This is a genomic window from Rhodopirellula maiorica SM1, assembly GCF_000346295.1.
Lineage (GTDB): Bacteria > Planctomycetota > Planctomycetia > Pirellulales > Pirellulaceae > Novipirellula > Novipirellula maiorica.
In genome coordinates, this window is the sequence record NZ_ANOG01000979.1 from 1 (window position 1) to 15,436 (window position 15,436).

13 protein-coding genes are annotated in these 15,436 nt (G+C 53.3%); 6 read left to right on the plus strand and 7 right to left on the minus strand.

The genetic code is table 11. The features are described 5' to 3' along the window. Window positions 1-179 precede the first annotated feature (179 nt). Complete coding sequence (locus RMSM_RS31605) at window positions 180-413, plus strand: carbon storage regulator (protein WP_008707204.1); 234 nt, start codon at window positions 180-182, stop codon at window positions 411-413. Between the two features lie 401 nt (window positions 414-814). On the opposite strand, the gene RMSM_RS31610 is transcribed toward RMSM_RS31605, so the two are convergent. Further along, window positions 815-1,744 carry a family 2 glycosyl transferase gene (locus tag RMSM_RS31610; RefSeq protein ID WP_008707206.1) on the minus strand — a complete coding sequence of 310 codons (930 nt, stop codon included), beginning with the start codon at window positions 1,742-1,744 and terminating at the stop codon, window positions 815-817. A gap of 215 nt (window positions 1,745-1,959) precedes the next feature. Between RMSM_RS31610 and RMSM_RS31615 the strand changes: the two genes are divergently transcribed. After that, a complete protein-coding gene (locus RMSM_RS31615; RefSeq protein WP_008707208.1) occupies window positions 1,960-2,946 on the plus strand; it encodes an aldo/keto reductase in 987 nt (328 codons plus the stop codon). Window positions 2,947-2,954: 8 nt separating this feature from the next. Here the strand turns inward: RMSM_RS31615 and RMSM_RS31620 are convergent, their stop codons facing one another. After that, window positions 2,955-3,443: a Crp/Fnr family transcriptional regulator gene (locus tag RMSM_RS31620; RefSeq protein ID WP_008707210.1), complete on the minus strand. Its 489-nt coding sequence runs from the start codon at window positions 3,441-3,443 to the stop codon at window positions 2,955-2,957. A gap of 448 nt (window positions 3,444-3,891) precedes the next feature. On the opposite strand from RMSM_RS31620, the gene RMSM_RS31625 reads away from it, so the two are divergent. The 4 genes from RMSM_RS31625 (at window position 3,892) to RMSM_RS31635 (ending at window position 9,189) form a co-directional block, all read left to right on the plus strand. Next, a complete protein-coding gene (locus RMSM_RS31625) occupies window positions 3,892-5,175 on the plus strand; it encodes an outer membrane protein assembly factor BamB family protein (protein WP_008707214.1) in 1,284 nt (427 codons plus the stop codon). A gap of 74 nt (window positions 5,176-5,249) precedes the next feature. After that, on the plus strand, window positions 5,250-6,935 hold the full coding sequence (locus RMSM_RS31630; RefSeq protein WP_008707216.1) for an SHD1 domain-containing protein: 1,686 nt from the start codon (window positions 5,250-5,252) through the stop codon (window positions 6,933-6,935). A gap of 214 nt (window positions 6,936-7,149) precedes the next feature. Beyond that, window positions 7,150-7,731, plus strand: coding sequence for a hypothetical protein (locus tag RMSM_RS40285; protein WP_144058102.1), 582 nt, complete (start codon window positions 7,150-7,152; stop codon window positions 7,729-7,731). Between the two features lie 147 nt (window positions 7,732-7,878). Then, window positions 7,879-9,189 (plus strand): outer membrane protein assembly factor BamB family protein, encoded by a 1,311-nt coding sequence (locus RMSM_RS31635; protein ID WP_144058103.1) that lies wholly within the window; start codon window positions 7,879-7,881, stop codon window positions 9,187-9,189. 28 nt (window positions 9,190-9,217) lie between these two features. On the opposite strand, the gene RMSM_RS31640 is transcribed toward RMSM_RS31635, so the two are convergent. The 5 genes from RMSM_RS31640 to RMSM_RS31660 form a co-directional block, all read right to left on the minus strand. Continuing rightward, on the minus strand, window positions 9,218-10,564 hold the full coding sequence (locus RMSM_RS31640) for a sigma-54-dependent transcriptional regulator (protein WP_008707221.1): 1,347 nt from the start codon (window positions 10,562-10,564) through the stop codon (window positions 9,218-9,220). Next, window positions 10,561-12,786 carry a sensor histidine kinase gene (locus tag RMSM_RS31645; protein WP_008707223.1) on the minus strand — a complete coding sequence of 742 codons (2,226 nt, stop codon included), beginning with the start codon at window positions 12,784-12,786 and terminating at the stop codon, window positions 10,561-10,563. The genes RMSM_RS31640 and RMSM_RS31645 overlap by 4 nt, the downstream gene beginning before the upstream one ends. 276 nt (window positions 12,787-13,062) lie before the next feature. Next, window positions 13,063-13,392, minus strand: a complete 330-nt coding sequence (locus RMSM_RS31650; protein WP_008707225.1) for a hypothetical protein — start codon at window positions 13,390-13,392, stop codon at window positions 13,063-13,065. Next, entirely contained in the window at window positions 13,389-14,072 is a 684-nt protein-coding gene (locus RMSM_RS31655; protein ID WP_008707226.1) for a PspA/IM30 family protein, read from the minus strand. The genes RMSM_RS31650 and RMSM_RS31655 overlap by 4 nt, the downstream gene beginning before the upstream one ends. 65 nt (window positions 14,073-14,137) lie before the next feature. Further along, a partial coding sequence (locus RMSM_RS31660; RefSeq protein ID WP_236622379.1) for a hypothetical protein occupies window positions 14,138-15,436 on the minus strand: 1,299 nt, incomplete at its 5' end.

A 15,436-nucleotide genomic window follows, 5' to 3' on the forward strand; every position in this document is an offset into this window, starting at 1 on the left:
GACACGTCAACGCATCAAAAGGAACTTAAATACCTGCGGTTTTCCGCATTTCATTGAGTTTTGTTAAAGTTTGGCGAGGTGGTGGAAACTATCTGATTAATGGAAGCGATTTTGGCACAAAAAGTGTATGTATCCAAATGCGTTCAAGAAGTTCAACCTACCAATCAGGGAAGAAAACAATGCTAGTTTTAAGCCGCAAAGAAGGTGAGCAACTCCTAATCGGTGACAATATCGTTTTGACGATCAACCGTATTTCTGCAAATCGAGTTGCGATCGGAATCGAAGCCCCACGTGAAGTAAGGATTGTTCGTGGTGAGTTGGACCGCAAAGAAGTCGCACCACGTGGCAGTGCTCCGATGACCGTCATCATGGAAGAGCAAAATGTCTCGGTCGCTGGTAAGCCTGATTGCTAGCGTGCGGTGACGTCGTCATTCGACGTTGCAGAGGCATCTTCTGTGTGAAGTTGCTGGTCACGTGAAAGCGAGCCGAGACTTACTTTGCTATCAACAAGTGAGTACGCCGATCTTTCAACGAGCCGGGGCATCCAAGCGAGTTGGGGCATCCAAGCGAGTTGGGCATCCAATTCAATATACGCGAATTGGTTTTCATGAGGGATGAACGGGCCGAATCACCGGCCCATCATTCCCCCTCATTGTTAAGGGCGAAAAGAATGCCTCCCAACAGCGACGATACATTGTTCACACCGCATCGTGCCTAGTGCGATTCACTCAGAGAGAGCGATCGAAACACCAGACACGTGGCGATACCGGCCGAAACTCTTGGCGAGTTTCGCTAGGACAGTGTGAGCTGCAGCTCAGGCAGCGCGTCGCGAAGCTGTGAACGAGCGATTGGGAAGCGGTAGAACCGATTCACATTGGTCAATCGATTTCACTTCGTCGATATGAACGCGTCGTCTCATTTCGGCTGTTGCCGAACCGCCGGTCATCATACCGATCGATTCTAGCAAACGTGAAGGTCGACCGAGATTCGCGAGCATTCCTCGCAGTCCATCGCGGAATCCGCTGCGGTCCTTGCATGCGGTTTGGCGAATTGCCCACAAACGCTTGCCACGACGCAACGAGGCGTCGTTCCAGGCGGTATGGTTTTGATCGGCAACCAAGCTGCATTGTTCCGCAATCACGCATCGCCAACCTGCTTGTGACAACGCCAATCCGCTGGTGTACGAGAATTCCAGCAAACTGCTTCCACGGTAGCAATGACAAACGTTGCGCAGTGTCTCGCGTCGCCAAAACGAAGCTTCGACAAAGACGCCATCGATCTTGGCGACTTCCTTTCGACTCAATTTCGTTTGCGAGACACCGGTCGGTTGGCAAAGCCGTGAACCGCTGTCGAACCAACCGGCCCCGACAATGTGTCCCGTTTGCTCGTGTCGAACCACCGCAGCGATCGCTGCGACATCATGGTGTTCGAATTTTTCCAGGGCGGCATCAACCCATCCTTCTGTTGCCTTAAAGCCGCCACTTAAGACATGGACAAATCGACCGCGGGCTTCCGAAGCGCTTGCGGAGATCAGTTCGATCAATTCAGCTGAATCCGCGGACACGAAGCGAACTTCGTCACCCAATTCGAACGGGTCTTCATAAGTCCCGTCGTGAGCAACAATCACTTCACAGCCGCTGGGCTGATGTTCTAAAACACTGATCAAACTGGTTTCGAAAGACTGAAGGTCTTCCGTCACCGGGACCACAATCGTAAGCCGCGGGATCGGAGAAATATTTGGCACCGAACCACCTCAAGAAAGAATGCTGGCATGCACGCCGGCTTTCAAGACAATACGACGACCGACTCGCCGTCCTAGCTAGTTTTCGGTAGAACCAGCGTCAGAAGATGAGATCTTCGGCGGAACAGACCAAGAAAGATGCAAAGCAAGCATCGTGCGACTCTGTATTCATTCGCCAACCGACAAACCTAACCTAATCCCCCAACCCGAACCCACTTATGCATACGCGATTGCTCCCCCCCGATGGATCGAAGGTTTCCGAGATTGGCTTTGGTGCGTGGGCGATCGGGGGGCAGTGGGGGCCACAAAGTGATGATGAGTCGCTGCGAGCACTTCATGCGGCGATCGATCGAGGTGTCAACTTCATTGATACCGCCGCAGGCTATGGCGACGGACATAGCGAGATGCTGATCGCCAAGGCACTCAAAGGCCGCAGTGAAGAAGTCTTGATTGCCACGAAAACGCCACCCAGTCCTGGGCCGTGGCCGCCGAGTCCTTACTGTCGCTGGCAAGATCGCTACTCGGCAGCTTACTTGCGAGATAACCTGCACCAGCGTTTGACGAACCTAGCGGTCGAACGAATCGATCTACTGCAACTGCATACCTGGACGCGTGCGTGGAACGATGATCCACAGCCGTTATTGGTGCTGCGTCAAATGCGAGACGAGGGCAAAATCAACTTGATTGGCGTTAGCACTCCCGAGCACGACCAGGATTGTGTCGTGCAGTTAATGCGAAACGGCTTGGTCGATGTCGTTCAAGTCATCTTCAATCTGTTTAACCAGGACGCTGCCGCGCAAATCTTGCCCGTGGCTGCCGAAACAGGCACCGGTGTGATTGTCCGCGTTGCACTGGACGAAGGATCGTTGGCCGGCAAATACTCCGGCGACCATGTCTTTCCCGATGACGATTTTCGCAGCCAATATTTCGCTGGCGACCGCATGCAGCGGACCGCCGACCGGGTTGCCGAAATTCGATCCGATATGGACGCGCTGGGGTTGTCGGACGATTACTCGATGGCCGATGTCGCACTGAAATTTGTGCTCGCACGACCGGAAGTCAGCACGGTGATTGCAGGCATGCGAACGGTCAAGCAGGTCCAACAGAACACACGAACAAGCCAGCTGCGAGATTTGCCGGACGAGGCGATCACGCGACTGCGGCGGCACAATTGGCGACGCGGCATTTGGTACGCCGGAAAGTAAGCGTTTCGTTAAACAGTGCCGGCAAACGGCGTTTCGACGCCATGGTCTTGCTGCAACTGAAACAAGCAATCATCGGCGATTCGCAACCGTCGGCTGACTTCGCGACCCAGATTCATCATGATCATCGCGTACTGTTCGACATCCATCCGATACAGCGATTGCAGTACGATGCGTGGGATTTCGATGGTTTCGCAATTACATTCCGCTTGCGCTGCGGCCGATCGTGGCTGAAAATCGATCAGCGACATTTCGCCAAAGCAATCTCCGCTTGCTAAACGCCCCAGCATGATCGTGTCGTTTTTCCACGTCCGCTGGATCACGACGGTCCCGGCTTCGATCACAAACAGTGATTCGCCTGGGTCGCCTTCGTGAAAAAAATAGTCACCCGCTGCCAATACGAGCCGATGAGATTCTCCCAAAATCAATTCCAGCGATTCGTTTTTCAAACCACCGAACACGGCCATCTGGCGAAGCATTTTTGCTTGTTGTTCATTCATCGAGTCAGCTCGAGAAAAAGAAAGGCGAAACAGACCGGCGGTGTCGAAGCAGCAGACTGCTCCGATTGTAGCACTTTCGTGGCGGTAACAAGCAAAATGTTAGCTCCGTCGTCTCTCAAGCAAACGCCAGTGAGATTACAATCGGAAACCACTCCCCCCTGGATGATGTTTAATCGTTTAAGCGGGTAGAAAGAAGGTTTGCGGTATGTTGGCCGTGTTGCCGCTAGCGGGCTATTGATTTAATCGTACGATGGACTTCCTAGTCCGTCGAATACACCCATGACGAGCGAGGCAGTCCATCAGCCACCCCTTGCCACAGGAAACTTCATTAATCAACAGCCTGCTAGCTACAGTTCCGGCATTCAACCGGGGCGATTGCCCAAACGGTTAACGAGATCTCACCCAATCATTCCTGTCTGTCTGCTTCATTTTTCAATTGGGAATAGTCATGTTCACTGCGGTTCGTGCTCTGCTGTTTTTGTCTGCTTGCATTGCGATTTCTATTCTGCCTCCAAGCGTCCGCGGCGACGATGCGTGGCCGGCGTTTCGTGGCCCCGACGGCGACGGAGTAGTGCGGTCCGGCGCGATGTTGCCGCTGCAGTGGTCGCCTGAATCGAACATCGATTGGCGTGCCGAATTGCCTGGAAAAGGTTGGTCCAGTCCTGTGTGTGATGAGGATCGCATCTACGTGACCACCGCGATTCCTGCGGAATCCGATGAGGAATCCGACGAGGCGACGAAGGAATTTACGCTTTCATTGTTGGTGATCGATGCCGCCGATGGCAAATTGCTAAACACGATTTCGGTGATGCCGCAAACGAAAGATCGTTCACCCAAAATTCATTCCAAGAACAGTCACGCCAGCCCCACGCCGATCATTGATGGGGACCGAATCTTTGTTCACTTTGGTTATCAGGGCACCGCGTGTGTCAGCAAGCAGGGTGAGATTATGTGGACCAACCGCGACTTGTACTTTAGCCCTCAACACGGCAATGGCGGATCGCCCATCTTGGTCGACGGCCTACTGATCTTCACATGTGACGGTGACAAAGAACCAAAAATCGTCGCTCTTCATGCCGACACGGGTGAACTCGCTTGGCAGACACTACGAATGATCTTTTCAATTCGTACGTTCTCGTTTGCAACACCGACTTTGATCGAAGTCGATGGGCAAAAACAAGTGGTCGCACCTGGCAGCGATTGCGTTTTTGGTTTGGATCCGAAAACCGGGGAAACCATTTGGGATGTTCGCTACGATGGCTATTCCGTAATCCCGAAACCTATCTACCATCGCGGTCTCGTGTTTGTTTCCACCAGTTACGACAGCAGCAAACTGCTGGCGATTCGCCCGACTGGCACCGGAGTCGTAACGGACACGCATATTCAGTGGCGTTCGAATAAAAGTGTTTCGAAGACACCGTCGATGGTTGCCGCCGATGGATTGATCTATTGGGTCAGCGACGATGGGATCGCGATGTGTGCCGAAGCCGAGACAGGCGAGATTGTTTATCGCAAACGAATTGGCGGCAACTTTTCGGCGTCATTGCTGCTCTCGGGCGACCGGATCTATTTTACCAGCGAAGACGGTGTTACCACGGTCGTCCGCGCTGGTCGCGAGTTCGAGGTGCTGGCCACCAATCCGATCGAAGAACGCACGCTCGCGTCACTTGGTGTTTTTGAAGATTCGGTGTTACTTCGCACCGCAGACGCACTTTACCGAATCTCGCAGTAAAAAATGGTTAGAATCGAGGCTTCTCATGCTCTCCACCTCTTTTCGAACTCTGAGATGCCTTGAAGGACGTCCCCATGATTCTGGAACTGCGAAGCCGTGCCCGCTGCATTCTGCCGTTTTTAGTTCTGTTCACGCTCGGAGTTTCGCCACCGCCGGTTACTGCGCAAACGCTTCGTTACCAGCCCAATCCCGATTCGAAATTTGCTTATCGATTCCAGATCAGCGTCGATAGCGAAAGTGAAACAACCCACTACAAAGGGATCACAAAGTACGAGGTTGAAAGTCGAAACGGGGATCAGATCCAACTGACCTATCGCGGCGGATTGTCGGAATCGAAAACGTACAAGGCCGCTGCGCGTGGCAGACGAGGTCCGTTTGGTCCCAGAGCGTTCCCACCATCGATTCCCAGCCCATTTTCGCGGCCTGCCTTCGCTGGCAAAACTCAAACTACCAACCAGATCACACTTTCATCGCGAGGAGAAGTGATCAAATTGGTTCGCGATTCTCAGTTGCCCTACTTGTTAGGCAATGTCTCGTTGATCCCTTTTGAACCGCTGCCCGAGACGGACGAAAAGAATTGGCAGATCGACTCGGGGATCGCTGTCACGCAAAAAGACCGCCAAGATCGGTTTGGTCGCGGTGGTTTCGGACCTGGCGGTTTCGATCCGTTTGGTCGCAGCAATGACGATGACACCACGCGGGCGGCGGTTGAAAAGACAAGCTTCCAACAGCTAAGACAGCAAGACGATTTAATCCATTTCAAAAAGGACTATGAACTGAAAATGCCGGAAACCGACGATGGCGTCGCCTATGAAATGTCGGGGACGGGGACATGGACCTTTGACAAATCAGTGAACATGCCGGCGGGGATCGACTTCAGTTACAAGCTGGTTGTCAAAAGCAAAAACTCGACTGTCACGGTTCCGATCACAATGAAGTACGAGCGATTATCGCAGCAGGAAATCGATGCGATCGAAGCCGAGGCAAAAAGAAAGGCCGAGGAACGAGCGATGGCGGCGGCCAAAGCCAAGGCCGAAGCCGAAGCTCCATTGACCGATGCACAGAAAGCAGATGCACTCGAGTCACTTACGTCCGGCGATGCGGCACGGCAAATTCAAACGCTCAGTGAGCTCGCCAAAAAGAGTCTGCAAGATCCCGATCCTGAAATCGTGGCGGCGATGAAGCCACTGGTCGAGAGCGACAACGACAAACTTCGCAAAGCGGCGCATTCTGCGATGTTGCGCTGGGATGCCGAGTACAAGCGAATCGCAAGCCTGAAATCGGCCTACGATCGCGCCGGCGTGGTTGATGATACCAAACGCGAAGTCAATCTGCTGACCACGCTGTACATCGGCCAAATTGTGCAAGTCAACGAACATGGCCCGTTCTGGAAACCCGCAACGATTGAAGAAATCCTGACCGATGGCCAAGTCCGCGTGAAACTTCGTGGCGGTGGCAATCGCAAGATCACGGTGGCTCGCCGTAAAATACAACTCGCACCCAAGGATCTGCCGCAGCCCAAAAAGCCCGATGTTGCCGCCGCCCAACCGACCTCGCAATCACGCACATGGTCCGACGCAAGCGGTCGATTTAAGGTCGATGCGGTATTGCTTCGCGTTGAAGGCGCAAGCGTGGTCCTGAAACGGGCGGACGGCCGCGAAGTCACCGTACCGATTGTCAGCCTCAGCGAAGCGGATAAAGATTTTCTTCGTGAGCTGCAGCAACAACGGGCCGCGGTTAAGAATCCATTCGAGCCGTGAGTGCTCTTGCCATCGATTGAACGCTCTCAATCACTCTATTGGTAGTAACGATCAGGAACTAATCAAAAGGCCGGGACAGATAGCAGCACAACCAAAGAATCCAGGAACTGTAATACCAATCTACTACGGGTGTGTTACATGGACCAAGTTGGAATGTCTGACCACGGTCAAGACTGCTACAGCAATCTGAAAAGATAGGTGTATTTGCAATACGATGAGACGACAACACTTGGTCTTTGCAGTGTTCTGCGTTGCAGCAATATGCACCGTGGTGGTGTTGCAATCGATGGGCGAGAATAGGCCTTCTTCTTATCCATCTTCAAAAACTACATATCAAAACACGGGGTGGCCGTTTATCGACGACACGCTTGTTTCCACCCCAAACCAACCAACTGTGTCGATTCGAGAAGGAGAGGGGGCAAATTTCGTTATCGATTACGCGAAAGGCAGAAACGCTAACCTCTTGGTAAACCTGATTTTATTCGTGATGGTATTACGCACCGGATTGTTTTTGGTCTACGAGTTCCCGCAGTATCGAATAACCGATTTGTTCGCATTGGTGTTGGCTGCCGCAATTGTTGCAGTCACGGTAAGGGTTGATCTACCACTCGCTTTTCTCAGTTCTGAATTAAAATCAGCACTTTCTAACTATTCACCACTCAGGCAATCGTCTCGTCCGCTTTGGCAAAATACAGTTGCTCTCATTTACTGCTCTTTCGCGTACTACGCGATCGCGTCGTATTTAATGCCATCGCGAAGAAATATGAAGCGTGGAGACAAAGCAAGCCCACAATGACTTGCCGCTTTAAGGAGTCCAGCTTCATGAATCCCATGCCCGCTAACTAACCTCGTGACAGTTGCACGTTCTGTTAACCGTCAAATTCGGTTATAAATGGCAGATGAAAGCCTAACTGCCATAACCGAATCTTTCAGGACGACGACCATGAAACGCCTTCTGATGCTGACGCTGATTCCGCTGCTGCTGATCGGCGGTTGTGGTCGTAAAAACCCGGTCGAGGAAATCTCTCCCGCAAAATCGAACGTCAAAGTCGTCGATGTCGCCACAGACGAGTCGATGCTTTCTTGGCCCACATGGCGTGGGCCTAAACGTGATGGTGTCGTCCCTGATCAACCGCTGTTGACGCAGTGGAGCGACGAGAAGAATGTCCTCTGGCGAACCGATGTCCCCGGCCGCGGGCACAGTTCGCCCATCATCGTGGCGGATTCGATTTATCTCGCCACCGCGATCGCGGATTCACAAAAACAACAAGTGCTTGCCTTTGATCGTGCGACGGGCAAGCCTATCTGGACCACCGATGTTCACACAGGCGGCTTTCCGTCGGAACGAGCGGTGCACTATAAAGCGACGCACGCGAACGGTACTTTGGCGTGCGATGGCGTCCGGCTCTATACCGCGTTTCTGAATTCGGATGCGATCATTGCTTCGGCTCTTGATTTGGATGGCAACATCCTTTGGCAACGCGAGATCGGCAAATTTGTTTCTAAGTTTGGCTATGCACCGTCGCCCGTTCTGTACAAGTCGCTGGTGATTTTTGCTGCTGACAATATGGGCGGCGGCTATTTGGCAGCGGTCGATGGCGAAAGTGGCGAGATCGCTTGGCGGGTGGCTCGCGGTAATATCAGTAGTTACTCAAGTCCCACGGTTGCCAACGTGGGTGGACGTGACCAATTGTTAATCAGTGGTTGTGATGTGGTGGCCAGCTACGATCCTGCCACCGGTGAAAAATTGTGGAGTACACCCGGCACCGCCGAAGCGACATGCGGCACCGTAATCGCAGCGCCAGATCGAATTTATGCCAGTGGCGGCTACCCCGACAAAGAAACCGCGTGTTTCTCCGCAGATGGTGAAAAAATCTGGTCTGTTCGCACCAAAGTCTATGAACCCTCGCTCGTTTTAAACGACGATCGTTTGTTCGCCGTCAGCGACGATGGTGTGGCCTATTGCTGGGACGCCGACACCGGTGATGTGGTGTGGCGAGAACGTTTGGGCGGTAAGTTCAGCGCATCCCCGATCGTTTGCAATGACTTGGTTTATGTTTCCAATCTCAGCGGCGAAACGTTTGTTTTCAAAAATGAAAACGATGCTTTTAAGTTGATCTCCACCAATCGATTGGGCGATGATGCCTACGCGAGCCCCGCGGTGGCGGACAGCCAGATGTTTATGCGAGTCGGAGTCGGCAAAGGCACCAAACGCCAAGAACAATTGGTGTGTCTCGAATCCGAGACTCCTTAGTAGGATAGGCATCCTGCCTGTCCCACATCTACTTAATCTCCAACGCTTTCATTTTTTGCTGCAGACTTTGGCGGTGAATCCCTAATCGTCGTGCTGCCGCGCTGACGTTGTGCGACTCGGTTTCCAATGCACGTAAGATCGCCAACCGCTCGAAATCTTCGACTAACTGTGCTCTCGCTTCGGTCAGCGGCAGATCCAGGTAACGCTCAAACGGAGCCTCGTCACTCGCATTACGATCCAGTCCCAAACCGAGGTCGCATCGCGTCACTCGATTCTCTTCGCATAGTGCTGCTGATGCATGTACCAATTGCTGCAACTCACGAACGTTTCCTGGCCACACATGTTGCAGCAACGCCGAAATCGCTTCGTCCGAGATCGTCACCTCCGGCGGCAGAAACCGGTTCGCCAACAGCAGGATGTCTTCGTGTCGCGAACGTAGTGGCGGAATGAATAATTCGATTCCCTTCAGCCGGAAATACAAGTCCTGACGAAACACTTTGTCCTCGATTGCCGATTCAAGGTCTTGATGGGTCGCACTGATCACGCGAACATCGACCTTGACCCCTTGTTCGGTGCCCACTGGCTGCACAATTCCTTCTTGTAACACTCGCAGCAAACGCGTTTGCACCGCCGCCGGCATGTCGCCAATTTCGTCCAAGAACAACGTTCCTCCATCGGCTTGCCGAAACACACCGTCGCGGTTGTGATCGGCACCGGTGAACGCGCCTTTAACATGTCCAAACAGTTCACTTTCGGCGAGCGATGCAGCGATCGCAGCAGTATTGACAGCGATAAATGGCTTACTCGCTCGATTACTTCGTGCATGCAACTCACGCGCGACCAACTCTTTACCGGTGCCGCTTTCGCCGCGAATCAAAACCGGCAGCGAGGTTTTCGCCGCTTTGTCGATTTGCGAAAACAGCGTTCGCATCGGTCGACTCGTTCCTAGCAATTGCCCGAACTGAATCGATTCGCTGCCGTTTTGTAGATCCTGGACTTTTTGCTGCAATTCAACCCGTTGCTGCGAACGCGCGGCCATCGATCTAACATGCTGGACATCGTATGGTTTGGTAACAAAGTCAGTCGCACCGAGGTGAACACACTGGACCGCCAAACTGACTTCGTTGTTGGCCGTGACCACGATAATCTCAGGCATGACTGTCGCGGTATCCTGTTGCAACGATTGCAAAACGAACATGCCATCGTGCGTTGGCATGTTCAAATCCAAGAATACCAAGTCCGGTGCATGCGTACGAATGGTCGATAACGCGGCTTCGCCATTGTCGGCTTCGAGCAACTGTCGCCCTTCGGATCGCAACGTTTTGGTCATCGCATAGCGGGCCGCCGGTTCGTCATCCACGACCAAAATCTTCATGTCAAATCTGCCTGCGGAATCACGAGTGGTTTGTCGTTGGTTGCCAGTGGTAATTGCACTATGAATACAGAGCCCGTTGAATCGCTAGTGTGCGATATTTTTCCTGATAATTCTCTCACTCGCTGGCCCACGAGGTAGAGCCCGAGTCCCGTTCCATCGGTTTTTCCCGTCACAAACGGTTCGAACAAGTGCTCTTGAATTTCGCTTTTTATCCCGGGGCCATTGTCCGCGACCGCGATGGATGCGAAGGAAGTCGAGTTTGGGGCAGAGCCGTTTGTATTCGAGCTACGTGAATTCGATTCGAGCGATGTCGTAATCGTGACGTTGCCAGCGGGCATCTCACGTACCGCTTCGATCGCGTTTTTGATCAAATTGAACATGATTTCGCTGAACCCCGCATCGGTGGACTCGATCCTTGCCGCACCCAGCTGCAAGTCGGTCGTCAATGTCACGCCATGCTGCCGGGCGAGATGACCGAGGATCGAGAGCAAACGGTCAATCACAGCATCGGGCTGCACCCCAACGTGCTGAGAATCACTGGGCTTCGAGAAATCGAGTAACCGCTGAGTCGTGGTCGTCAGTCGGTCAATTTCCGAGACGATCAGATCAATATCGTGATGTGATCCGCTTTTCTCATCTAGGTCTTCTTTCATCAGCGTCGCGATCGTGCGAATCGAAGAGAGTGGGTTTCTCAGTTCGTGTGCCAGCGAACCTGCCATCAATCCAAGCGTCGACAATTTCTCTTGTTGTACCGCTCGGCGTTCCGCTGATTGCCGAGCTTGCTCCAAAATTCGGTTTTGAATGGTCGCGGCAAATTGATCCACCAGTAGTGAAATCGTGCTGAGTTGTTCATCCGACAATAGCTCGCCCGTGCGAAGCGACCCCAACATCAAATAGCCGTCCACGTCGCGATAGTGAACTCGGAACACGGCCGTTAAATCAGCGTCTCGCATCCATTCGCAGACATCCGATTCATGAGGGCCTGAGCATTCAATCCAGCGATCAGGACAATCATCGAGCTTGCCACACAACGACCGCACCTCATCCACGGCAAGCCGGTCGCAAATGAAGTCACGCATTTGCGAGTTTGCGACTTTAATGATCGAGCTCGCTTCGTGCATCGAGTTCGGTCCAGCGTGCTCTGTCGACGATGTCTTCTCGATAAAACACAATTTTGCGAACCGCAAATTGAACGTTTGCAAGATGCGTTCGGTAAACCACTCTGACAACGACTCAATTTCGTCATCCGCACGACGCGACAATTCGACGGACAATTGGCGGGCGGCATCACGAACTTTGGCCACATCTAATCCAACGAAGTACCGGAGCCCTTCGCGAAATCGACTTCTCAGCGGTTGATACGCTAATACGAGTGCAACCACGATTAGTGTTTCGAGCACGACGAAATCGAAGTGAAATTCACGGCTGATCGAACTCATCATTGGCGAGATGGTCAATCGATGCAGATAAAAGATCGCTAGCAGGATTGCGCCGTACACGAGCGTCCGTTCAAACACCATCGGCAACAATCGCCGTCGGACGAGGTACCATGCGAAAACCAACGTGGGCGCCAGCGGCGACAGGTTGGTGAGCAACCGGAACGGCGGTTCAAAACGTGTTTTCTGAGCGACCAGAATATAGACGCCGACCAACCCCGTGACCGCAATCAAACCGACCGAGAACTTGACCAAAAACGAACTGGCACCGCGAGCGACTTGTTCGAGCCGACTGCGGTTTTTGATAAACAGCCATGCAGCCGTCAGATTGGCTGCCGTCAACCAAATCAAAAACGGCAAATGATAGGGCTGCGTCGATTCAATGAAATCACGCGTACCACTGTGCACGATCCCAGTTGCAATCGGAATGATCAACAGCACGGGCAAATAGACCGCGATGTAGCGGCGATTCAGTCGCGGCCGAGCCTCTGCCCCGGTATGATTGATCCTCAGTCCCGCGTGCAAGATGCTGCAATTCAGTAGCAACATCCCCAACGCCATCGTAGTCATGCACATCGCATCAACTGCCGTCGCCGTCGTCCCGGTTGTGTCACGCAGCAACGTATGTAGAAATGCACCAATGTGCCACAATGTTGCTCCCGCCAACGCCCATTTCAGCCAAATCGCCGTCAGCGGTCGATTGATCCGCTCCAATACGATCAGCAGCAATACGGTGTCCACGACCGCCGCAAATCCGATACAGAACAGTTCGATTTGAGGCAACATGGGCGATTACGAACGGGAATACAAACGGAATGTGAGCGGTGGATGATGCATCCAAATTAAGCGCGTTTGGACAACGTTAGTCGCTTGGCCGCTAGCCCCGTTTGTTGCGACGGAACCGTGGCTAGCGGCCTACTGATTTAATCGTACGATGGACTTCCTAGTCCGTCGAATACACCAATGACGGGCGAGGCAGTCCATCAGCCACTCTAAAAGTGCTCGAAGCACTCGCTTTATCATACCTCGAAAACAGCGGGCCCGCGGCCACCCGCCCCACTTTCAAAGCACCACCAACTCGTCATCGGCGACCGCTTCACAATGATCCAAGAACAAAAATTCAGCATATCCTTCCATGTGTTCACCCACGCTGGGGATCCGCAACACTGCATCCCCATCGGGATGCTTTAAGACGTATTCCACTGCTTCCTCGGCTTCACCCAATCGCCGCTGCGTGACCTTGAACAGTTCGCCTTTTAGCACCACGCGATCGCCCACTCTCAGAGAGAGCAATCGACCTGCGGTAGGCGAAATGCGGATGCGGTCGACGCGATACCACCCCACCGCAACGTCCCAAAATGCCGTGCAGAGTTCTCGTGCTGTGTTGATCATGGTTTCTCAGTCGAGACTTGTTGCTTCAAAGCTTCCAATTCGGCTGCAACGCGTTCTTCGCGTTCTTGTCGTGCGAATTGTCGTTGCAGTTCGTCGGCATCGGGATCTTTTCCATCCATTCGCTCCCACGCTTCGCTCATTGCTTCTTCGCGGTCGACCTTATCTTCGAATCGATTGAACTGAGCGAAAGCCGATTGACGATGCGATCGATCGAGAGTCGCATTGATCTTTTGTGCCGACGAAGCCCGCGCCATCCGTGCCGCCAAGAGCGTCTTTTTCTGTTTGGCTTGACGGATTTTGTCCTCCAGATCACGAACACTCTCTTGCAACTTTTCCACTTCGGTTCGTTGCCGATCATGGTCGCCGCTGTAGCGATCCGCACGCTCGGACGCTGCCATCTTTTGAGCTAGTGCTGATTTTGCCGTCGTTTCGTCGCCACGTTTCATCGCGGTGCTGGCACGCTGCATCCAGACTTCGACATCCGCACGCTCTCGCTCGGCACGCCGTCGCATCTGGATCTCATCGGCTACCGCCTCGGCAACGCTCGCGCGAATGCGGTCGAGCTCCTCTTCCATGTCGATTACCAATTGATGAAGCATCCGCTCGGGATCTTCGATTTTTTCCTTTAGCGACGTGACGCTCGAACGCATGACCAAACTAAATTGATTTAACCACTTCATCGGGGTTTTCCTTTTAAGGAGGTTTCGTAAACAAACACAAAAGTGAGATCGGCGTCCACGACGGATCAAGCCTTTAATTCCAAGTCGCCAATTCGGCCGACAGAACACGGATCCGCGAGATCAGTTTCTCGCGATGGTTTTCGCAGAACGCTGCGAGTGCGATCACGGCCGCACCTAACGCGACACCGCAAATCCACAACAAACTGGGGTGGTCCATCGTCGATCGAACTACCATGGCAACCAGGTCGGTCAATAAAAATAGCCGAACCGGCGTACATGAGCGAGCGAAGTCGTAATCCGATCGCGGCCAAGATCACCAACACACTCAGCACCATCAGTGCGAACATGTGTCCCCAGCTGCCTCCGAGAATGTCAAATAGCGGCGAAACCAAGATGATCAAAGCACCGATGTAACGCAGCGGATCGTGCGATGCCGCAGGCAATTCGCGTTTCAGTAACTCGACGCCGCCCAACACCGACAAACCAAACGGCACCATGTAGAATTCCGGCGCGGTCCAGCCCAGCACTCGCCACAGTAACATCAGTGCGACGTTGACAATGATTGCCGCCGCGATCGCGAAACCGCGTTGACGTTTGACAATCGACTGTTGAAAGTACACGGCTGCGGCCAGCATCAACGACATCACATTCAGTGCGGTCGAGGATTCGTCAAACACGCCCGAAATCTCTCGAACGGCCGCAAGCACCGCGACCATGCCGGGCAACGTTTGTCCGATCATCCTCATCGGGCGGCGAGTGATCTGTAATTTCGTTTGGCTGGCGGCAAGATGATCGATCGTTAACGCTGTTATCGCGATCGCCGATAGCACCAATTGGCTGATTCCGGCGCCGACCGTGATCACACCCTCGTGATACAGGAACAGGGCCAATGTCGCGGAAACGAAACAAGCCAACCAAACTCGAAACTCTTGTTGTCGACGAATCGCTTGCAACACTTCTGCGACTACGACGGTGGCAAAGCCGATCGTCATTGCCGCCAATCCGAAGACATCAAAATGCATGCCAGTGAACGCTAACAGAGCAAGGATCCCCATCCCCGCACGTAGCGCGAGGGCCCAATCGCGACAGGGGCTCGAATCGAGTTTCACACGGGCAATGTCAAAGAAAATGACACTGATCGCTGCCGTCGCGAATACCAGGGGCAAGGCGACTGCTGCAGATCCTTCCAGCAAGCTTGGCAGTACCCAACCGCGACATCCGGCCAGTGCGGCCGCTGCGAGCAAGACATGAATGTTCGCGGCGATCGCCAACATGCTCGAAATCGATCGCTCTTGATGCGTTCGAAATTGCATCCACAACACCGGCAAGGCGATCAAGCCGACAAGTCTCGCGGTGAGATCAAA